Source organism: Leclercia sp. Colony189 (genome assembly GCF_009740165.1).
In the GTDB taxonomy this organism is placed as follows: Bacteria; Pseudomonadota; Gammaproteobacteria; order Enterobacterales; family Enterobacteriaceae; genus Enterobacter.
Map to the genome: position 1 here is coordinate 2,764,768 of NZ_CP046557.1, position 19,149 is coordinate 2,783,916.

19 protein-coding genes are annotated in these 19,149 nt (G+C 57.2%); 10 read left to right on the forward strand and 9 right to left on the reverse strand.

Annotated features, from left to right (window positions below; genetic code table 11):
* Positions 1-119: 119 nt before the first annotated feature.
* Positions 120-1,964 carry an alpha,alpha-trehalase gene (locus GNG29_RS13110; RefSeq protein WP_156654696.1) on the forward strand — a complete coding sequence of 615 codons (1,845 nt, stop codon included), beginning with the start codon at positions 120-122 and terminating at the stop codon, positions 1,962-1,964.
* Between the two features lie 94 nt (positions 1,965-2,058).
* Here GNG29_RS13110 and GNG29_RS13115 read toward each other — a convergent pair whose 3' ends face one another.
* Positions 2,059-2,313, reverse strand: a complete 255-nt coding sequence (locus GNG29_RS13115; protein WP_103179996.1) for a GlsB/YeaQ/YmgE family stress response membrane protein — start codon at positions 2,311-2,313, stop codon at positions 2,059-2,061.
* Positions 2,314-2,520: 207 nt separating this feature from the next.
* On the opposite strand from GNG29_RS13115, the gene GNG29_RS13120 reads away from it, so the two are divergent.
* Positions 2,521-3,252, forward strand: coding sequence for a flagellar brake protein (locus GNG29_RS13120; protein ID WP_156654697.1), 732 nt, complete (start codon positions 2,521-2,523; stop codon positions 3,250-3,252).
* A gap of 36 nt (positions 3,253-3,288) precedes the next feature.
* On the opposite strand, the gene emtA is transcribed toward GNG29_RS13120, so the two are convergent.
* On the reverse strand, positions 3,289-3,900 hold the full coding sequence (emtA, locus tag GNG29_RS13125) for a membrane-bound lytic murein transglycosylase EmtA (RefSeq protein WP_103179998.1): 612 nt from the start codon (positions 3,898-3,900) through the stop codon (positions 3,289-3,291).
* 113 nt (positions 3,901-4,013) lie between these two features.
* On the opposite strand from emtA, the gene ldcA reads away from it, so the two are divergent.
* Together ldcA and GNG29_RS13135 are read left to right on the forward strand one after the other, a co-directional pair.
* On the forward strand, positions 4,014-4,928 hold the full coding sequence (gene ldcA, locus GNG29_RS13130) for a muramoyltetrapeptide carboxypeptidase (protein WP_103179999.1): 915 nt from the start codon (positions 4,014-4,016) through the stop codon (positions 4,926-4,928).
* A 98-nt stretch (positions 4,929-5,026) separates the two neighbouring features.
* Positions 5,027-6,760 (forward strand): potassium/proton antiporter, encoded by a 1,734-nt coding sequence (locus tag GNG29_RS13135; protein WP_156654698.1) that lies wholly within the window; start codon positions 5,027-5,029, stop codon positions 6,758-6,760.
* An 81-nt stretch (positions 6,761-6,841) separates the two neighbouring features.
* On the opposite strand, the gene dadX is transcribed toward GNG29_RS13135, so the two are convergent.
* Both dadX and GNG29_RS13145 read right to left on the reverse strand, forming a co-directional pair.
* Positions 6,842-7,912: a catabolic alanine racemase DadX gene (dadX, locus tag GNG29_RS13140; RefSeq protein ID WP_103180001.1), complete on the reverse strand. Its 1,071-nt coding sequence runs from the start codon at positions 7,910-7,912 to the stop codon at positions 6,842-6,844.
* 12 nt (positions 7,913-7,924) lie between these two features.
* Positions 7,925-9,223, reverse strand: coding sequence for a D-amino acid dehydrogenase (locus GNG29_RS13145; protein ID WP_156654699.1), 1,299 nt, complete (start codon positions 9,221-9,223; stop codon positions 7,925-7,927).
* A 324-nt stretch (positions 9,224-9,547) separates the two neighbouring features.
* Between GNG29_RS13145 and GNG29_RS13150 the strand changes: the two genes are divergently transcribed.
* Positions 9,548-11,080 carry a SpoVR family protein gene (locus GNG29_RS13150; protein WP_103180003.1) on the forward strand — a complete coding sequence of 511 codons (1,533 nt, stop codon included), beginning with the start codon at positions 9,548-9,550 and terminating at the stop codon, positions 11,078-11,080.
* Positions 11,081-11,206: 126 nt separating this feature from the next.
* Here GNG29_RS13150 and fadR read toward each other — a convergent pair whose 3' ends face one another.
* On the reverse strand, positions 11,207-11,926 hold the full coding sequence (fadR, locus tag GNG29_RS13155; RefSeq protein ID WP_103180004.1) for a fatty acid metabolism transcriptional regulator FadR: 720 nt from the start codon (positions 11,924-11,926) through the stop codon (positions 11,207-11,209).
* Positions 11,927-12,126: 200 nt separating this feature from the next.
* Here fadR and nhaB point away from each other — a divergent pair, with 200 nt between their 5' ends.
* Both nhaB and dsbB read left to right on the forward strand, forming a co-directional pair.
* Positions 12,127-13,665 carry a sodium/proton antiporter NhaB gene (gene nhaB / locus GNG29_RS13160; protein WP_103180005.1) on the forward strand — a complete coding sequence of 513 codons (1,539 nt, stop codon included), beginning with the start codon at positions 12,127-12,129 and terminating at the stop codon, positions 13,663-13,665.
* A gap of 141 nt (positions 13,666-13,806) precedes the next feature.
* The gene (dsbB, locus tag GNG29_RS13165; RefSeq protein WP_103180006.1) at positions 13,807-14,337 is read left to right on the forward strand and encodes a disulfide bond formation protein DsbB; all 531 of its coding nucleotides are present in this window, start codon (positions 13,807-13,809) and stop codon (positions 14,335-14,337) included.
* 101 nt (positions 14,338-14,438) lie between these two features.
* Here the strand turns inward: dsbB and GNG29_RS13170 are convergent, their stop codons facing one another.
* From GNG29_RS13170 to GNG29_RS13180, 3 genes are all read right to left on the reverse strand, one after another.
* Complete coding sequence (locus tag GNG29_RS13170) at positions 14,439-14,879, reverse strand: YcgN family cysteine cluster protein (protein WP_103180007.1); 441 nt, start codon at positions 14,877-14,879, stop codon at positions 14,439-14,441.
* A gap of 93 nt (positions 14,880-14,972) precedes the next feature.
* A complete protein-coding gene (locus GNG29_RS13175) occupies positions 14,973-15,632 on the reverse strand; it encodes a fumarylacetoacetate hydrolase family protein (RefSeq protein ID WP_103180008.1) in 660 nt (219 codons plus the stop codon).
* A 46-nt stretch (positions 15,633-15,678) separates the two neighbouring features.
* Positions 15,679-15,954: a YcgL domain-containing protein gene (locus tag GNG29_RS13180; RefSeq protein WP_103180009.1), complete on the reverse strand. Its 276-nt coding sequence runs from the start codon at positions 15,952-15,954 to the stop codon at positions 15,679-15,681.
* Between the two features lie 126 nt (positions 15,955-16,080).
* Between GNG29_RS13180 and minC the strand changes: the two genes are divergently transcribed.
* The 3 genes from minC to minE are packed head-to-tail and all read left to right on the forward strand — an operon-like array spanning position 16,081 to position 17,882.
* A complete protein-coding gene (minC, locus tag GNG29_RS13185; protein WP_103180010.1) occupies positions 16,081-16,773 on the forward strand; it encodes a septum site-determining protein MinC in 693 nt (230 codons plus the stop codon).
* Positions 16,774-16,796: 23 nt separating this feature from the next.
* On the forward strand, positions 16,797-17,609 hold the full coding sequence (gene minD / locus GNG29_RS13190) for a septum site-determining protein MinD (protein WP_103180011.1): 813 nt from the start codon (positions 16,797-16,799) through the stop codon (positions 17,607-17,609).
* Between the two features lie 3 nt (positions 17,610-17,612).
* Complete coding sequence (gene minE, locus GNG29_RS13195) at positions 17,613-17,882, forward strand: cell division topological specificity factor MinE (protein WP_103180012.1); 270 nt, start codon at positions 17,613-17,615, stop codon at positions 17,880-17,882.
* A gap of 98 nt (positions 17,883-17,980) precedes the next feature.
* Here minE and rnd read toward each other — a convergent pair whose 3' ends face one another.
* On the reverse strand, positions 17,981-19,108 hold the full coding sequence (gene rnd, locus GNG29_RS13200) for a ribonuclease D (protein WP_156655493.1): 1,128 nt from the start codon (positions 19,106-19,108) through the stop codon (positions 17,981-17,983).
* Positions 19,109-19,149 lie beyond the last annotated feature (41 nt).

The window sequence follows — 19,149 nt, forward strand, 5'->3', positions numbered from 1 at the left end:
AATAGTCTGGTTTTGTGCAAAGTGTTACCTCCGACACGCGAAGTGACAAATATTCGTCTAAGGTTTTCAGGTGATTGATGGTAGCGGTCGCGCTGCCCAGAGAACCCAGGAGAACAACCATGATGAGACCTCAGCAGCAAACAGCATTGCGGCTGGCGATTGGCGGCATCCTGCTTGGGATAACTGCCTTTAGCTATGCGGAAGAACCGTCCGGCGCCCGGAAACAAGCCCCCGATATTCTGTTTGGCCCGCTGTTTAACGATGTGCAAACCGCCAAACTCTTCCCGGATCAAAAGACCTTCGCCGATGCAGTACCGAAAAACGATCCCCAGACGATCCTTGCCGACTATCACATGCAGCGTAAACAGTCCGGCTTTGACCTGCGCCACTTTGTAGAGGTGAACTTCACCCTGCCGACCGAGAAGGAAAAATATGTGCCGCCTGCCGGGCAGAGCCTGCGGGCGCACATTGATGGTCTGTGGCCGGTGCTGACGCGCACTACCTCCAGCGCCGGAAAGTGGGATTCCCTGCTGCCGCTGCCGAAGCCTTACGTAGTGCCGGGCGGACGTTTTCGCGAGATCTACTACTGGGACAGCTACTTCACCATGCTGGGGCTGGCCGAGAGCGGCCACTGGGACAAGGTCGCCAGTATGGTGGACAACTTCGCGTACGAACTGGACAGCTGGGGTCATATCCCTAACGGTAACCGCAGCTACTATCTGAGCCGCTCCCAGCCGCCCTTCTTTGCCCTGATGGTGGAGCTGCTGGCGACGCACGATAAAGAGGCGCTGAAAAAATACCGTCCGCAGATGGAAAAAGAGTACGCCTACTGGATGGAGGGGGTAGATGCCCTTCAGCCGGGCCAGGCCAGCCAGCGGGTGGTGAAGCTCGACGATGGCGCCGTGCTTAACCGTTACTGGGACGATCGTGATACGCCGCGCCCGGAATCGTGGCTGGATGATATCAACACCGCGAAAAAATACCCCAGCCGTCCGGCAACCGAGATCTACCGGGATCTGCGCTCCGCCGCCGCCTCCGGCTGGGACTTCAGCTCACGCTGGATGGACGATCCGCAGCAGCTGGGAACGATCCGCACCACCAGTATCGTGCCGGTGGATCTGAACGCCCTGATGTTCAAGATGGAGAAACTGCTGGCGAAGGCCAGCCAGGAGGGCGGTGACAGCGCCGCAGCCAGCCGTTACGAGGGCCTGGCCTCCGATCGTCAGAAAGCGATGGAGCGCTATCTGTGGAACGAGAAAGAGGGCTGGTACGCCGATTACGATTTGAAAACCAACCAGGTCCGTAATCAGTTGACCGCCGCGGCGCTCTTCCCGCTCTACGTCAAGGCCGCCTCGCAGGAACGCGCGGACAAAACCGCCTCTGCTGCCGAAGCCCAGTTGCTGAAAGCGGGGGGCATTTCGACCACCACCGTTAACAGCGGCCAACAGTGGGATGCCCCTAACGGCTGGGCGCCGTTGCAGTGGGTCGCCACCGAAGGATTGCAGAATTACGGGCAGGATAAAGTGGCGATGGATGTGACGTGGCGCTTCCTCACCAACGTGCAGCACACCTACGATCGCGAGCAGAAGCTGGTAGAGAAATATGATGTTTCCACCACCGGCACTGGCGGCGGCGGCGGTGAATATCCGTTGCAGGATGGCTTCGGCTGGACTAACGGCGTGACGCTGAAAATGTTGGATCTGGTCTGTCCGCAGGCGAACCCGTGCGACAAAGTGCCCACCACGCGACCCGCGGCCAATGAGGGTTCGGTAACTACCACCCCATCGACTACCGGCGCACAACCTGCGGCGAATGGCACATCCACCACCGGCGACCAGCCAGCGGCGACAAGCACCCCGTCGACAACTAACCCGTCAACGACCACCACAACGCCACCGGCTACCACCGACCAGCCAGCGGCTAACGATGAAACAGAAACGCAGAAAAGTGTCGGACAGCAGTAACCTCCAGGCCGGGTAAGGCGTATCCGCCACCCGGCATGCCGTCCAGGCTCTGCCCATAAAAAAACGGCTCTTAACAAGAGCCGTTTTATCGGTTTCAGGCGCGTCGTACCATCCTGTAGATAAGCAGTACCAGAATGGCACCCACCACAGCCACCAGAAAACTTTGCAGGTTAAATCCGGATACACTGCCACCGATGCCAAACATCGTCGCCAGCCAGCCGCCGACAACCGCACCGATGATCCCAAGGATACAGGTCACGATAAAGCCGCCGCCATCACGTCCCGGCATGATGAACTTTGCGATAACGCCAGCAATCAGACCAAATACAATCCAGGCGATGATACCCATAGTGTTGCCCTCTTGCAGAGTTAAGCTTGCGCAGGACACCCCCAGCGCAGGTAATAGTAAGTATAGGCAATCGCCGGAAAACCAGTTTTACTACACCGACTTAATTGCGGCTCAGGCGAAAAAAATAATTGCCGGTTTGTATTAAGTTCCGCGGCCCGCTGCCGATAACGCATCCACAGACTGTCATCTAACGAGGAGCCCCGGGGCGTGAGTAATTACAGTGAGCAGTTCCTGAAAACTAATCCGCTGGCTGTATTGGGTGTAGTACGCGATCTGCAAAAAAATGACGTTCCCGTACGTATCAGCTGGGGGAACAACCAGTTCATCAGCAAAATCCTGGATGCTACCCCGGAACGACTGATCATTGATTTGGGCAGTCAGGAGTTTGAAAACCGCTCGGTGTTACGTGCGGAGAATATCACCGTGGCCGCCGATACCCAGGGGGCCAAAGTCGAGTTCGACCTGCCGAAGGTGGAACAGGGTGACTACCAGGCGCTGCCTGCTTTTATCTCGCCGCTGCCGACCTCCGTATGGTGCATTCAGCGCCGGGAGTACTTCCGCATCAATGCCCCGCTGCATCCGGCCTACTTCTGCAAAGCCCGAATGCCTGATAAGAGCATCATTCGTTTCCGCCTGCACGATCTGTCGCTGGGCGGCATGGGCGCGCTGATGGATACCGCGAAACCCGAAGGCCTGGTCGAGGGAATGCGTTTTTCGCAGATCGAGCTGGATATGGGGGGCTGGGGCCGCTTCTTTTTCGATGCGCAGCTGATTACCGTCAGCGAACGTAAAGTGGTGGACAGCAAAAACGAGACCATCACCACGCCGCGTCTGAGTTTCCGGTTTCTTAACGTCGGGCCGGGTCCTGAGCGAGAACTGCAGAAAATCATCTACTCGCTGGAGCGTGAAGCGCGGGAACGTGCCAATAAAGTGCGTTAATCGCCACCGGGCAGCGCGTGGCTGCCCGGCAACAGATTACATAGCGTCCATCGCTTTCTGCACTTTCCAGATATAGCGTGGGGCCTGCGGGGCGGGATGGTTATTGACGACATGATCAAAGAACTCGTCTTTATCCATGTCATTGATTTCGGCGATCGCCTTTTTACGATCCGACGAGAAGGTACGCAACAGCGCGCCCGCGCCGTTCACGTAGGAGACCACCAGCGCATACTGCATCACTTCCGGGTCCTCAATACCGTTCAGGATCCCGTGCTCCAGAATGCTCAGGTAGGCGGTACCCATAGAGATATTGCGTTCCGGGTTCTTCAGCTCGCTGGTGGAGGGTTGCCCGCTCCAGCCCATGTGCCGGTAGACCTCACGCCCGGCGGTGGAGGCTTTCAGCTGCATCAGACCCACCGCGTTTGATTTACTCACCAGGTTCGGGTTCCCACCCGACTCCACCGCAATGATGGCGGTGATCAGCCGTGGGCTGACTCCCCACGCCTCACCGGCTTTTTCACTGATCGGCATCCACTGCATCGCCCGTTTAACCGGGACTTCCGGGTTCCATTCCGGCTTCTGGTAATCCTGCTTTGAACTACAGCCTGCAAGTAGCACAATCAAAAAAGCAAACCATCTTAATTTCACGTCATCTGTCCTTATGGTCATTCATCGCTGTTACCCTATCCTCCGCTTGATGAAGGACGCGCTCAGGCGGCATGATATATACATTCAGCTTTATAAGTCAGCAAGGAAATGCCATGTCTCAGTTTCATCTCATTGCACCATCAGGGTACTGCATTAATCAGGAGGCGGCGCAGCGGGGCGTGGCGCGATTACTGGACGAGGGTCATCAGGTACAAAATCAGACGATTATACCCCGCCGCCAGCAGCGATTTGCTGGTACCGAGGCGGAGCGGCTGAATGATATCAACGCCCTCGCCCGTCTGCCGGGCGCCGACCAGATAGTGCTGCCGGTGCGCGGTGGATACGGCGCCAGCCGCCTGCTGGAACAGATTGACTGGGAGGGCCTGGCGAAACGCCAGCAGCAGGATCCCTTGCTGATCTGCGGCCACAGTGATTTCACCGTGATCCAGCTCGGCCTGCTGGCGCTGCACAACGTCATCACCTTCAGCGGCCCGATGCTGGCGGGCAATTTTGGCGCCCCGGAGCTGAACGCCTTCACGGTAGACCATTTCTGGCGGGCGCTCAGCAACAGTACCTACTCCGTTGAGTGGCCGGGGGATGGCCCGTCGTGCGTGTGCGAAGGCCAGCTGTGGGGCGGCAATCTGGCGATGGTCGTGTCACTTATCGGCACCCGCTGGCTGCCCGCCATTGAGAACGGCATCCTGGTGCTGGAGGATATTAATGAGCATCCGTTCCGCGTAGAACGGATGCTGCTCCAGCTGCATCACGCGGGTATTCTCAACCGTCAGCAGGCGATTGTGCTCGGCAGCTTCAGCGGCGCGACCCCTAACGATTACGATGCCGGATACGATCTGGCAACCATGGTCGATTACCTGCGTTCCCGGATATCGGTGCCGGTTATCAGCGGACTCGACTTCGGCCACGAGCAACGGACCGTTACCCTGCCGCTCGGTGCGCAGGCAACGCTGGTTCACACCCCCGGCAACAGTCGTTTAACCCTGAGCGGGCATCCGGTGCTCCGGGCATAAAAAAAGCCCCTTAAGCGGCGGATTAACGCCCTGTAAGGGGCGTTAATATGATAGGGTTTTACTTCTAGTCATCGCGTCAGGCAGGGAGTACGCACACATTGGATGCCGCAGCAATAATCAGTCTTTTTATCCTGGGTTCAGTTCTTGTAACCTGTAGTATTTTATTGAGTTCGTTTTCTTCGCGTCTCGGCATCCCCATTCTGGTTATTTTCCTCGCCATCGGCATGCTGGCGGGGGTTGATGGCATCGGGGGCATCCCCTTCGACAACTACCCGTTTGCGTACATGATCAGTAACCTCGCCCTGGCGGTGATCCTGCTGGATGGCGGGATGCGCACCCAGGCCAGTTCGTTTCGCGTGGCGCTGGGCCCGGCCCTGTCGCTGGCAACGGTCGGGGTGCTAATCACCTCCGGCCTCACCGGGATGATGGCGGCGTGGCTGTTCCACCTTGACCTCATGGAAGGGTTACTGATTGGCGCGATTGTCGGCTCTACCGATGCCGCGGCGGTCTTCTCCCTGCTGGGTGGCAAAGGGCTGAACGAACGTGTCGGCTCGACGCTGGAGATTGAATCCGGCAGTAACGATCCGATGGCGGTATTTCTCACCATCACCCTGATTGAGATGATCCAGCAGCATGAAACCGGCCTGAGCTGGATGTTCGCCTGGCACATCATTCAACAGTTTGGTCTGGGTATCATCTTTGGCCTTGGCGGCGGCTATCTGCTGCAACAGATGATCAACCGCATCTCGCTCCCGGGCGGGCTCTATCCGCTGCTGGCGCTGAGCGGCGGGATTTTGATTTTTGCCCTTACCACGGCGCTGGACGGCAGCGGCATTCTGGCGGTCTATCTCTGCGGTTTCCTGCTCGGCAACCGTCCAATCCGCAACCGCTTTGGCATTCTGCAAAACTTCGATGGCCTGGCCTGGCTGGCACAGATTGGCATGTTCCTGGTGCTGGGGCTACTGGTGACGCCGTCGGATCTGCTGCCGATTGCCGTTCCGGCGCTGATGCTGTCACTGTGGATGATCTTCTTTGCCCGTCCGCTGTCGGTCTTCGCCGGGCTGCTGCCTTTCAGAGGCTTTAACCTGCGCGAGCGGGTGTTTATCAGCTGGGTGGGACTGCGCGGTGCGGTGCCGATCATCCTCGCGGTGTTCCCGATGATGGCTGGGCTCGATAATTCCCGTCTCTTCTTCAACGTGGCGTTCTTCGTAGTGCTGGTGTCGCTGCTGTTCCAGGGCACGTCGCTGTCGTGGGCGGCGAAAAAAGCGAAGGTGGTGATCCCACCGGTGGGCTGGCCGGTCTCCCGCGTGGGGCTGGATCTTCACCCTGAAAACCCCTGGGAGCAGTTTGTGTACCAGCTCAGCGCCGATAAGTGGTGCGTGGGCGCCTCGCTGCGCGACCTCCATATGCCCGCCGAGACGCGCATTGCCGCCCTCTTCCGCGATAATGCCCTGCTGCATCCGACCGGCAGCACCCGGCTGCGCGAGGGAGATATTCTCTGTGTGATTGGTCGCGAGCATGACCTTCCTGCCCTTGGCAAGCTCTTCAGCCAGTCGCCGCCGGTGGCACTGGATCAGCGCTTCTTCGGGGACTTTATTCTGGAAGCCAGCGCCAAATTTGCCGACGTGGCGATGATTTACGGTCTGGATGTCGGGCTGGAGTATCGCGATAACCAGCAGACCCTGGGCGAGATCGTGCAGAAGCAGCTCGGTGCCGCGCCGGTCGTGGGTGACCAGGTGGAGTTTGCCGGGATGATCTGGACGGTGGCGGAGAAAGAGGATAACGCGGTGCTGAGGGTGGGCGTGCGCGTGGCGGAGGATGCCGAAGAGTAGGCCGGTTTGCCGGGTGGCGGCTACGCCTTACCCGGCCTACGGGTTTTGTAGGCCCGGCAAGCGTCGCGCCGCCGGGCGATGTTACACAACGACGATCGGTACTCGTGGCGCTAACGCCGTTAACAGCTCATACCCGACGGTGCCCGCGGCGGCGGCGACATCGTCCACTTTCACCTCGTTGCCCCACAGCTCAACCGGCGTACCGATCCCCGCATGCGGGCACGGCGTCAGGTCAATCGCCAGCATATCCATCGACACCGTGCCGACCGTGCCGGTGCGCACGCCGTCCACCCATACCGGGGTACCGGAAGGGGCAACGCGTGGATAGCCGTCGGCATAACCCCCGGCGACGATGCCGATCCGCTGTTCGCCCGACGCACGATAGCGGCTGCCGTAACCCACGGTATCCCCCGCTTTCAGGGTCTGGACGCCAATGATCTCACTGCGCAGGGTCATCACCGGCTTCAGGCCGCTGTTGGCGATATCCTGCCACTGACCCGACGGCGAGGCGCCGTAGAGGATGATCCCCGGACGCACCCAGTCAAAATGCGCCTCCGGATGCCAGAGCGTTGCCGCCGAGTTGGAAAGCGAACGCGGACAGGCCAGACCTTCTGCTGCCTGCTCGATGCGCTTCATCGGTTCGACAATGCCCTCCGTCTTTTCCGCATCGGCAAAATGGGCCATCAGGGTCATTTCGCCGACGTTCTTCAGCGCCCGCAGCTGTTGCCAGACGCTGTGCACGCGCTCCGGCTGGAAACCGAGCCGGTTCATACCGCTGTTCATTTTCAGGTAGATATCGAGCGGGGCATGCAGCTTCGCATTCTGTAGCGCCTTGACCTGCCAGTTGCTGTGCACGCTGGTAGTCAGGCGGTACTTATCAAACAGCGGCAGTTCATCGCTGTGGAAGAAACCTTCGAGCATCAGAATCGGCCCTTTCCAGCCGCGCTCGCGCAGCAGGATCGCCTCTTCAAGGTTGAGCAGCGCAAAACCATCCGTGGCGCTTAACGCGCTCCAGATGCGGTCCAGACCGTGGCCGTAAGCATTGGCTTTGACCACGGTCCAGACGCGTGAAGCGGGCGCAGCGCGACGGACAATTTGCAGATTATCCTTCAGGGCCTGCAGATCCATCTGAGCCAGAACAGGACGGGACATGACGACTCCTTGTTAGTTATGCGCGCCGTGTAAATGTTGTGGACGTGACGGCGTGAATCCCGGACGGTAGCGCGCAACGCTTAAATCATCAAACGGAATAGCGGGTGTGCGCCCGGAGATCAAATCACTGAGTAGCTGCCCTGAACCGCAGGCCATTGTCCAGCCCAGCGTACCGTGTCCGGTGTTTAGCCACAGGTTTTTAAACGGTGTCCGCCCGACCACCGGGGTACCGTCCGGGGTCATTGGACGCAGCCCGGTCCAGAAGGTCGCCTGTTCGATAAAGCCGCCGCGGGGGAAGAGATCGCCAACGACCATCTCCAGCGTTTCCCGACGCGGTTTCAGCAGCTCAGTGTTAAAGCCGACGATTTCCGCCATTCCTCCCACGCGGATCCGGTTGTCAAAACGGGTGATCGCGATTTTGTAGGTTTCATCAAGGATAGTTGAAACCGGGGCACCGCTCTCCTCTTTGACCGGGATAGTGAGCGAATAACCTTTCAGCGGGTAGACCGGAATGTCCACAATCCCTTTCAGCATGGCGGTAGAGTAAGAGCCAAAAGCCATCACGTAAGCGTCGGCCTTCACCACCTCGTCGCCACACAGCACGCCATAGATGTTATCCCCTTCGTAGAGAAGTTTATCGACACCGGTGTTGTAGCGGAATTTGACGCCGGCCTGCTCGGCCATCTGCGCCAGATTCTGGGTAAAGAGCTGGCAGTCGCCGGTCTCGTCATTGGGCAGACGCAGACCGCCGGTCAGCTTATGCGCGACCTCCGCCAGGGCCGGTTCCACCTGCGCCAGCTGGCTCGCTTCCAGCAGCTGATACGGGACGCCCGCATCCTTGAGTACAGCGATATCACGGGTGGCGTTTTCGTACTGCTGGGCGGTGCGGAATAGTTGCAGGGTGCCTCCCTGACGGCCTTCATACTGGATACCGGTGGCGGCACGCAGCGCTTTCAGGCAGTCGCGGCTGTACTCCGCCAGACGCACCATCCGTCCTTTGTTTTCCATGTAGTGCGAAGTGTCGCAGTTGCGCAGCATCTGCCACATCCACTTCAGCTGGAACTGAGTGCCGTCGAGACTGATCGCCAGCGGCGCATGGCGCTGGAACATCCACTTAATCGCCTTCAACGGTACGCCCGGTGCCGCCCACGGCGCCGCGTAGCCCGGAGAGATTTGTCCGGCGTTCGCCGCGCTGGTCTCCAGTGCCGGACCCGGTTCCCGATCGATGACGGTTACATCATGCCCGGCCTGACTCAAATACCAGGCGCTGGTCACACCAACGACGCCACTTCCCAGTATGACAACACGCATAGCCACTCCATTTATAAGCAAAAGAACAATCTTCTGATTACATATTGATAACCCAGATGAAAATATTATTCAACATAGGCATTTTTTATGGTGACTTACCTCACACCTTCCCCCTATGACGGGGCTGTGGCGTATTTGGCATCTCATGCTGCGCGGCATTTTTAACCAGCAGATTATGCTGTTACCCACCCCCTTTTCGTCATGCCCGCGACGGGAAATCGCAAAGAAAAAAAATAGCGCACCAGCACGCTTTTGAATGGCGTGTTCTATGCTTGAAAAGAGGTTCTCCAGACAGAGAGAGCTACCAACAACGAGGGCGCGCTAATGGCTACTATTGATTCCATGAATAAGGACACCACTCGTCTGAGCGATGGACCCGACTGGACATTCGAGCTGCTGGACACCTATCTGGCGGAAATTGACCGGGTGGCAAAACTCTACCGTCTGGACGCCTATCCCCATCAAATCGAAGTGATCACCTCCGAACAGATGATGGACGCTTACTCCAGCGTCGGGATGCCCATTAACTATACCCACTGGTCGTTTGGTAAAAAATTCATTGAGACCGAACGGCTCTACAAGCACGGTCAGCAGGGGCTGGCCTATGAGATCGTCATTAACTCAAACCCCTGTATCGCCTACCTGATGGAAGAGAACACCATCACCATGCAGGCGCTGGTAATGGCGCACGCCTGCTACGGGCACAACTCGTTTTTCAAAAATAACTACCTGTTCCGCAGCTGGACCGACGCCAGCTCGATTGTCGATTACCTGATCTTCGCCCGAAACTACATCACCGAATGTGAAGAGCGCTACGGGGTGGAAGAGGTCGAGAAGCTGCTGGACTCCTGCCATGCGCTGATGAACTACGGCGTGGATCGCTACAAACGTCCGCAGAAGATCTCCTTGCAGGAGGAGAAAGCCCGGCAGAAAAGCCGTGAAGAGTATCTGCAAAGCCAGGTGAATACCCTGTGGCGTACCCTGCCGAAACGGGAAGAGGAGAAAGCGGTTCCCGAAGCACGCCGTTATCCTTCTGAGCCGCAGGAGAACCTGCTCTACTTTATGGAGAAGAACGCCCCGCTGCTGGAGCCGTGGCAGCGTGAGATCCTGCGCATCGTGCGCAAGGTGAGCCAGTACTTCTACCCGCAAAAGCAGACCCAGGTGATGAACGAGGGCTGGGCCACCTTCTGGCACTACACTATCCTCAATCACCTCTATGACGAAGGCAAAGTGACCGAACGCTTTATGCTGGAGTTCCTGCACAGCCACACCAACGTGGTGTTCCAGCCGCCCTATAACAGCCCCTGGTACAGCGGCATTAACCCCTATGCGCTGGGCTTTGCCATGTTCCAGGATATCAAGCGTATCTGCCAGAACCCGACGGACGAGGATAAATACTGGTTCCCGGATATCGCCGGTTCCGACTGGCTGGAGACGCTTCATTTCGCGATGCGCGACTTCAAGGATGAGAGCTTTATCAGCCAGTTCCTGTCGCCGAAGGTGATGCGTGATTTCCGCCTGTTTACGGTGCTGGATGACGATCACAACAACTATCTGGAAATTTCTGCTATCCACAATGAAGAGGGATACCGTGAGATCCGCTCCCGTCTCTCGGCCCAGTACAACTTAAGCAATCTGGAGCCGAATATTCAGGTCTGGAATGTGGATCTGCGCGGGGATCGCTCCCTGACGCTGCGCTATATCCCGCATAACCGCGCGCCGCTGGATAAAGGACGTAAAGAGGTGCTGAAGCACGTACATCGTCTGTGGGGCTTTGACATTCTGCTTGAACAGCAGAACGAAGATGGCAGCGTGGAGTTGCTGGAGCGCTGCCCACCTAAGGGTAATATCCTTTAGGCCGGTATCGCCTGTTTGCCGGGTGGCGTTCGCTTATCCGGCAAACATATATTGCGGATTTTGTTGGCCGGGTAAGGCTTAGCCGCCACCCGGCAAAAAAACCTCTCAGATGAGAGGTTTTTTATTTTATCGGCCGTGGATGGAGAGATCGCCCGGCAGGGTCTTCTGCATCCGATGCCAGATCTCGCCGCTGTCGCGACCGTAGCGACGCACGATGTCATACACCTGATCGTGCTGGCCTTCGGCACAGAGTTCGCTCAGCTTGTGATAGAAGCCCAGCGCGAGGCTGCGGGCTTCCGGATTGGCGAAGTAGTGACGACCGATGCGGGTATAGAGCCCTTTCATGCCGTTGAGGATCAGGCCGTAAATTGGGTTGCCGGAGGCAAACGCCAGCCCGCGGAAGACGTTGTAATCCAGCAGCGCAAAGGCGTCGGCGTGATCTTCCACCGCCGTAGCGCGGGCGAGCACCTCCTGCGCCTTATCCGGATGCTGGCGAAACGCCGTGCGGATAAAGATGGTAGCGATGTTGGTGCGCACGGAGAGCAGATTGTCGATCAGCTGCGGCACGCTCTCGTGATCGAGGCGCGCAAGCGTTTCAAGGATATTCAGACCCGACGTTTCCCAGAAGTTATTCACTTTGGTCGGTTTGCCGTGTTGGATCGTCAGCCAGCCGTCGCGTGCCAGTCGCTGCAACACTTCACGTAAGGTGGTACGTGTGACGCCAATCAGTTCAGAGAGTTCGCGTTCTGCGGGAAGAATCGAGCCTGGGGGGAAACGGTTGTTCCAGATGCTTTCGATAATATACTCTTCCGCGAAACCCGCCGGGCTTTGCGCCTTTATTACCATAGTGAGTTTTCCATTCCACTGCTTTTTACAAAATTCACTCATCATACCAGAGGCAGACAGAGGCAGATAGCGCAGCGAGCCGAGAAAAAAGGGATCGCCGTTTTATTTTTATCATTTAAAAAAACGCGGCCTGCGCTCCTTCCCCGGCGCCATTTGCGTATACTTAGTGCGTAATTATGTGACGGGCAAGGAAATCTGTTGTGAAAATGTCGTATCGTCGCGCCCTTTGGCGCAATTTTTTAGGCCAGTCTCCCGACTGGTACAAACTGGCTCTGGTTATCTTCCTGGTAATTAACCCGCTTATCTTTATGGTGAGTCCTTTTGCCGCAGGCTGGTTGCTGGTGGCAGAGTTCATCTTTACCCTGGCCATGGCGCTGAAGTGTTACCCCCTGCTGCCGGGCGGCCTGCTGGCCTTCGAGGCGGTAGCAATAGGGATGACCAGTGCGGAACACGTGAGAGAAGAGCTGGCGTCCAACCTGGAAGTGCTCCTGCTGCTGATGTTTATGGTGGCCGGGATCTATTTTATGAAGCAGCTGCTGCTGTTCATTTTTACCCGCCTGCTGTTGAGCATCCCCTCAAAAAGGCTGCTGTCGCTGGCCTTCTGTCTGGCGGCCGCTTTTTTATCGGCCTTCCTCGATGCATTGACCGTGGTGGCAGTGGTGATCAGCGTCGCCGTCGGCTTTTACGGGATTTATCACCGGGTGGCCTCTTCCCAGCCGGCATCGGGCATGCAGGATGACAGTCAGGTTGATGCCCACCAGCGCGACGTGCTGGAGCAGTTTCGCGCCTTTCTGCGCAGCCTGATGATGCATGCTGGCGTGGGGACTGCGCTGGGCGGCGTCATGACCATGGTCGGCGAGCCGCAGAACCTGATTATCGCCAAAGCCGCGGACTGGAATTTTATCGAATTTTTCCTGCGCGTTGCTCCCGTCAGCGTGCCGGTGCTGGTGTGCGGCCTGCTCACCTGCTGGCTGGTAGAGAAGTTCAGGTGGTTTGGTTACGGCACCCTGCTGCCGAATCAGGTGCGCGACGTGCTGCAACGCTTCGACGAAGAGAGCCGCAGCCAGCGTACCCGTCAGCAACGGCTGGCGCTGATTTCCCAGGGCATCATTGGCGTCTGGCTGATTATTGCCCTGGCGTTTCATCTGGCGGAGGTGGGACTGATTGGTCTGTCGGTCATTATCCTGGCGACCACCTTCTCCGGCGTGACGGATGAACATGCCATCGGTAAAGCCTTTACCGAAGCGCTGCCGTTTACCGCGCTGCTGGCGGTCTTTTTCGCGGTAGTGGCGGTGATCGTCGATCAGCACCTGTTTGGGCCGATCATTAACTTCGTGCTACAGGCGGCTCCCGATGCCCAGCTGTCGCTGTTTTATCTGTTTAACGGCCTGCTGTCGGCCATCTCCGATAACGTCTTTGTCGGTTCGGTCTATATCAACGAAGCGAAAGCGGCGATGGAGAGTGGTATCATCGACCGGGAGCAGTTTGAACTGCTGGCGGTGGCGATCAACACCGGCACCAACCTGCCTTCCGTGGCCACGCCAAACGGTCAGGCGGCCTTCCTGTTCTTACTGACCTCCACCCTCGCCCCACTTATCCGCCTCTCTTATGGCCGGATGGTATGGATGGCGCTGCCTTATAGCCTGGTGTTAACCGCTGTGGGTTTGCTGTGCGTCAAAATTACCCTCATTCCTTTTACCCAATGGATGCTGCAGGCAGGTATACTGGCGACGCATTAAATGAGTCGGCCGGGCGGTCATTGCCCGGCTGCACTTGTGCATGATAAGTATTCGATTACGTTATATTTTACGCGCTGAAGCTGGCGCGTAGATTGATTTCGTTTACACTGCGCTTTCTATACCTGCTCCAGGGAAATGATTATGTTGAAATTTTTGAACCAGTGCTCGCGCGGTCGCGGGGCGTGGTTGTTGTTGGCCCTGACCGCCTTCGTGTTAGAAATGGTGGCATTGTGGTTCCAGCACGTAATGCTGCTGAAGCCATGCGTACTCTGTATCTATGAACGCTGCGCGCTGTTTGGCGTCATGGGCGCGGGTCTGGTGGGCGCCATCGCCCCAAAAAGCCCGCTGCGCTATGGTGCCATTGCCATCTGGCTTTACAGTGCCGGTAAAGGCCTGCAACTGGCCTGGGAGCACACCATGATCCAGCTGCACCCGTCGCCGTTCCAGACCTGTGACTTTGCCGCCAGCTTTCCGAGCTGGTTGCCGCTGGACAAGTGGCTGCCGCAGGTCTTTGTGGCTACCGGTGACTGCGCCGTGCGTCAGTGGGAATTCCTGACCCTGGAGATGCCGCAGTGGCTGGTGGGCATTTTTGCCGCCTACCTGATCGTGGCGCTGCTGGTGCTGATTGCCCAGCCGTTTAAAGCGAAAAAACGCGATCTGTTTGGTCGTTGATGCCCGGCGGCGCTTCGCTTGCACGGGCCTACGGGTAAGCGCAGCGTCACCCGGCAATAAAGCCGCACATTAAAAAACCCGCCTTGGCGGGTTTTTTATTATCAGCGGTTGGGATGATTCAGAATATGGTCTTCCCAGTCGCGCACCTCGGACTCTTTCACCGCGATATGACGCACGGAGATCCGCTCGCCGTGCATCGCCGCTTTTGAGCCGGTCAGCAGCGGGTGCCACGCCGGCAGATCTTTCCCTTCCGCCAGCAGGCGGTAGGCGCAGGTCGGGGGCAGCCATTCGAAGGTCGGCAGGTTATCCCGGGTCAGCTTGATGCAGTCCGGCTCCAGCTCGAAACGCCGCTCGTAGTTGCGGCACTGGCAGGTTTTGATGTTCAGCTGATTACAGGCGACATTGGTGAAATAGATTTCGTCCGAGTCTTCATCCATCAGCTTATGCAGGCAGCACTGCCCGCAACCATCGCACAGCGATTCCCACTCGGCGTCGGTCATGTTGTCGAGAGTTTTGCTTTGCCAGAAAGGGATTTCGCTCATAAGGATGTCCACACGTCAAAATAAAGCGCACCTTATAACCAGTCTGGCACCTCGATGCAAGTTTCGCCGACCGAAAAGCGCGGCAAGCGAGGATTACAGTACGCGTGTTTTCAGTGACAGACCGTTGACGGATAGGTCCAGCTCATCGCCACTGTGCAGCGGCCCCACCCCTTCCGGGGTGCCGGTGAGGATCACATCGCCCGGTTTCAGGGTGAAGTAACGGCTCATATAGGCAATCAGCGGCACAATCTTATGGATCATGTCAGAGGTAGAGCCCTGCTGACGCACTTCGCCGTTAATTTTCAGGCTCAGGGTCGTATTCTGCGGATCGTCCTGGAACTCCGCCGCCGGTACAAACCCGGAGATGGGGCAGGAATTATCAAAACCTTTGGCTTTCTCCCACGGCTGGCCCGCTTTTTTCATTTTGCCCTGCACCTCGCGCAGGGTGAGATCCAGCGCCACACCATAACCGGCAATCGCCTTCTGCACATGATCTTCAGAGGCCTGGCGCAGCGTGGCGCCAATCAGCACCGCCAGCTCCACTTCGTGGTGCACCGACCCCAGCCCCTGCGGGATCACCAGCGGCTGGCGGATATCGCAGAGTGCGGTTTCGGGTTTAATAAACAGCACCGGCTCGTCCGGAACTGCACTGCCCATTTCCTGAATATGCTTTGCGTAATTACTGCCCACACAGACGACTTTACTGACCGGATAATCCAGCAAGGCGCCTTGCCAGTTATGATGCTGATACATAATGAGCCCCTAAAGGTTAATGTAACGCTGACAGATTAATCTCAAACTATTTTTTCCCCAGCGCCTCAAGATGCTGTTTGAGTAAATTCTCTTGCGGCGGAGGGAGTTGTAAATAATAGCCCTGTTCGGCTAACGCGCTTTTTACTTTTTCCAGATCGGCGTTCTTCAGCTGCTTACGCCCGTCAAGCGGCATGAGCATCACCAGTTGCGGCTTACCGAAGCTCTTCATCAGCGCCTCAGGCACACGGGAAAAATCGTCTTTTTTTTCGACATAAAGATAGGTCTGGTCGCGCTGGGTACTTCTGTAGATCACACAAAACATATATTTACTCAGAATTAACGGGGAGGGTGACTTGCCTCAATATAATTGTGACTATAACATGCCTGATACTCTTCGGAATATCACGACGCACACGCCGTGGTAAAAAGCAAATTGAGTAAGGCCAGGATGTCAAACACGCCAATCGAGCTTAAAGGCAGTAGCTTCACCTTATCAGTGGTTCATTTGCATGAAGCAAAACCCGAGGTTATTCGTCAGGCGTTAGAAGACAAAATCGCCCAGGCGCCCGCATTTCTGAAACATGCGCCCGTCGTCATTAACGTCAGCGATCTTGAAGCGCCGATTAACTGGCAGCAGCTGCAACAGGCGGTCTTAGCCACCGGGCTGCGGATTGTCGGCATCAGCGGCTGTAAAGATCCTGAACTGAAAGCCGAAATCGACGAGGCGGGTCTTCCGCTGCTCACCGAAGGTAAAGATAAAGCCCCGCGCGCAGAGCCCCCTGCCCCGCCTGAACTTCCTGTTACACCCGCCACAAAAACGCGTTTGATCGACCTGCCGGTACGTTCCGGGCAGCGTATTTATGCGCCAAATTGTGACCTTATTGTAACAAACCACGTCAGCGCAGGAGCGGAGCTTATTGCCGATGGCAATATTCATATCTATGGCTCAATGCGAGGCCGGGCGCTGGCAGGCGCCAGTGGCGATCGCGATGCGCAAATTTTTTGTACCCACCTGGAGGCGGAGCTGGTCTCCATCGCAGGTGTTTACTGGCTGAGCGATAACATCCCGGCCGAATTTTCTGGCAAAGCAGCGCGTTTGCGTCTGGCAGACAACGCTTTGACCGTTCAACCGTTGAATTGATCCCTTTTTAACAAGGAATTTCTATGGCACGCATTATTGTTGTTACTTCGGGTAAAGGAGGCGTTGGCAAGACCACCTCCAGCGCGGCCATCGCTACTGGTTTGGCCCAGAAGGGAAAGAAAACTGTCGTTATCGACTTTGATATCGGCCTGCGTAACCTTGACCTGATTATGGGTTGTGAACGCCGCGTGGTTTACGACTTTGTAAACGTGATTCAGGGTGATGCCACGCTGAATCAGGCAATGATTAAAGATAAGCGTACCGATAATCTCTATATTCTTCCCGCTTCCCAGACGCGCGACAAAGACGCGCTGACCCGTGAAGGCGTGGAAAAAGTGCTCGATGAGCTGAACAAGATGGACTTCGATTTCGTGATCTGCGATTCACCTGCAGGCATCGAAACCGGTGCGCTGATGGCGCTCTACTTCGCCGATGAAGCGATCATCACCACCAACCCGGAAGTCTCATCCGTGCGCGACTCGGACCGTATTTTAGGTATCCTTGCCTCAAAATCCCGTCGAGCGGAAAATGGTCAGGAACCGATCAAAGAGCACCTGCTGCTGACCCGCTATAATCCGGGTCGTGTCAGCAAAGGTGATATGCTGAGTATGGAAGACGTGCTGGAGATCCTGCGCATCAAACTGGTTGGCGTTATCCCGGAAGATCAATCCGTGCTGCGCGCCTCTAACCAGGGTGAACCGGTTATCCTCGACGCCAACGCAGACGCGGGTAAAGCGTATGCGGACACTGTGGATCGTCTGCTCGGAGAAGAACGTCCTTTCCGCTTCATTGAAGAAGAGAAGAAAGGTTTCCTCAAACGCCTGTTCGGAGGATAAGTTATGGCATTACTGGACTTTTTTCTCTCGCGGAAAAAAAACACCGCCAACATCGCTAAAGAACGACTTCAGATCATCGTGGCGGAACGCCGCCGCAGCGACGCTGAACCGCACTATCTGCCGCAGCTGCGCAAAGACATCCTGGAAGTGATCTGCAAATACGTGCAGATCGACCCGGAAATGGTCACCGTGCAGCTGGAGCAAAAAGACGGAGATATCTCGATTCTGGAGCTCAACGTCACCCTGCCGGAAGCGGAAGAGTCGCGTTCATAAACGTGCGTATTGCCGGGCGGCACGTCGTTTGCCCGGCCTACGGTTTGTCGTTTTGTAGCCCCGGCAAGCGCAGCGCCGCCGGGGGTTACAGATCGCGCTTACTGCGGATACTCTTCCAGTAACGCATTCAGGCGATCGGCCATCAATTCCCCGCGCCATCCGGCAATCAGTTCCGGCGTGCCGTTTTGCGGTTTCAGCTTCCAGTGCGCGTTCAGCAGCTGGTTGATCTGACGGCGTGAGGCCAGCAGCTCGGCGCTGACTTTGCTCTCTGACGCCACCTCCTGCACCAGGGCCTTGATCGCCTTAAATGCTTTGCGATACCCTGGCATATCCATCAGATTCAGCAGCGGCTCCGGCAGCGCCTCATCCGGCAGTTGCTGAGCTTTCGCCACCAGCGCCAGCAGCGTTTTCCCGTGGAACCGGATCTCCGACCCCGAAAGCCCGATGCTGTCCAGCTCGCCCAGGCTGCCCGGCATGTACCGCGCCACGGCCCAGAGATGCTCCTCACGCACCACAAAATTCACCGCCAGGTCACGCTCGCGCGCCTTACGCAGACGCCAGTCTGCCAGCAGTTGCAGACAGGCCAGCTGACGGGTGCGCAGCTGCCAGGCGTTGGTGATGTCGCGCCACGCCTCTTTCGGGTCGGCGATCTCCTGACGACGCTGCTGCGTCATCTGGCACTCATTCAGCGCCGCAGCCAGCCAGCCGGAGGCTTCGGCCTCTTTCATCAATTGACTGGCGATGGGCAGCAGGTAGAACACATCCGCCGCCGCGTAGTCGAGCTGACGTTCGGTCAGCGGACGCGCCAGCCAGTCGGTGCGGGATTCGCTCTTGTCGATGACAAGGCCGGTATACTCTTCCACCATGGCAGCAAAGCCCCATGACAGTGGACGACCCGCAAACGCGGCGAGGATCTGGGTATCAATCAGCGGCTGCGGCATGATGCCGAAGGTGTTGAGGAAAACTTCCAGATCTTCACTGCCGGCATGCAGATATTTGGTGATGGCGGTGTCCAGCAGCAACTCACGCATCGGCGTCCAGTCGGTGATCCCCAGCGGATCGATAAGCGATACCCGTTTGCCGTCATACAGTTGGATGAGACCCAGCTGCGGGTAGTAAGTGCGGGTACGAACAAACTCGGTGTCCAGCGCGATGGCGGATGCATCGCGGGTGAGATCGCACAGCGAAGCCAGTTCGTCGTTGGTGGTGATCATCTGGTAATTCAAATCATTTTCTCTATGGTTTGCGCCCATAAAAAAACGCTGGC

Bases quoted from the DNA above. Each gene is read 5' to 3' on its own strand.
- GNG29_RS13110 (WP_156654696.1), top strand. From the start codon at position 120: ATGATGAGACCTCAGCAGCAAACAGCATTGCGGCTGGCGATTGGCGGC.
- GNG29_RS13115 (WP_103179996.1), bottom strand. From the start codon at position 2,313: ATGGGTATCATCGCCTGGATTGTATTTGGTCTGATTGCTGGCGTTATC.
- ldcA (WP_103179999.1), top strand. From the start codon at position 4,014: ATGTCTCAGTTTCATCTCATTGCACCATCAGGGTACTGCATTAATCAG.
- dadX (WP_103180001.1), bottom strand. From the start codon at position 7,912: ATGTCCCGTCCTGTTCTGGCTCAGATGGATCTGCAGGCCCTGAAGGAT.
- GNG29_RS13145 (WP_156654699.1), bottom strand. From the start codon at position 9,223: ATGCGTGTTGTCATACTGGGAAGTGGCGTCGTTGGTGTGACCAGCGCC.
- GNG29_RS13150 (WP_103180003.1), top strand. From the start codon at position 9,548: ATGGCTACTATTGATTCCATGAATAAGGACACCACTCGTCTGAGCGAT.
- fadR (WP_103180004.1), bottom strand. From the start codon at position 11,926: ATGGTAATAAAGGCGCAAAGCCCGGCGGGTTTCGCGGAAGAGTATATT.
- dsbB (WP_103180006.1), top strand. From the start codon at position 13,807: ATGTTGAAATTTTTGAACCAGTGCTCGCGCGGTCGCGGGGCGTGGTTG.
- GNG29_RS13170 (WP_103180007.1), bottom strand. From the start codon at position 14,879: ATGAGCGAAATCCCTTTCTGGCAAAGCAAAACTCTCGACAACATGACC.
- GNG29_RS13175 (WP_103180008.1), bottom strand. From the start codon at position 15,632: ATGTATCAGCATCATAACTGGCAAGGCGCCTTGCTGGATTATCCGGTC.
- GNG29_RS13180 (WP_103180009.1), bottom strand. From the start codon at position 15,954: ATGTTTTGTGTGATCTACAGAAGTACCCAGCGCGACCAGACCTATCTT.
- minC (WP_103180010.1), top strand. From the start codon at position 16,081: ATGTCAAACACGCCAATCGAGCTTAAAGGCAGTAGCTTCACCTTATCA.
- minD (WP_103180011.1), top strand. From the start codon at position 16,797: ATGGCACGCATTATTGTTGTTACTTCGGGTAAAGGAGGCGTTGGCAAG.
- minE (WP_103180012.1), top strand. From the start codon at position 17,613: ATGGCATTACTGGACTTTTTTCTCTCGCGGAAAAAAAACACCGCCAAC.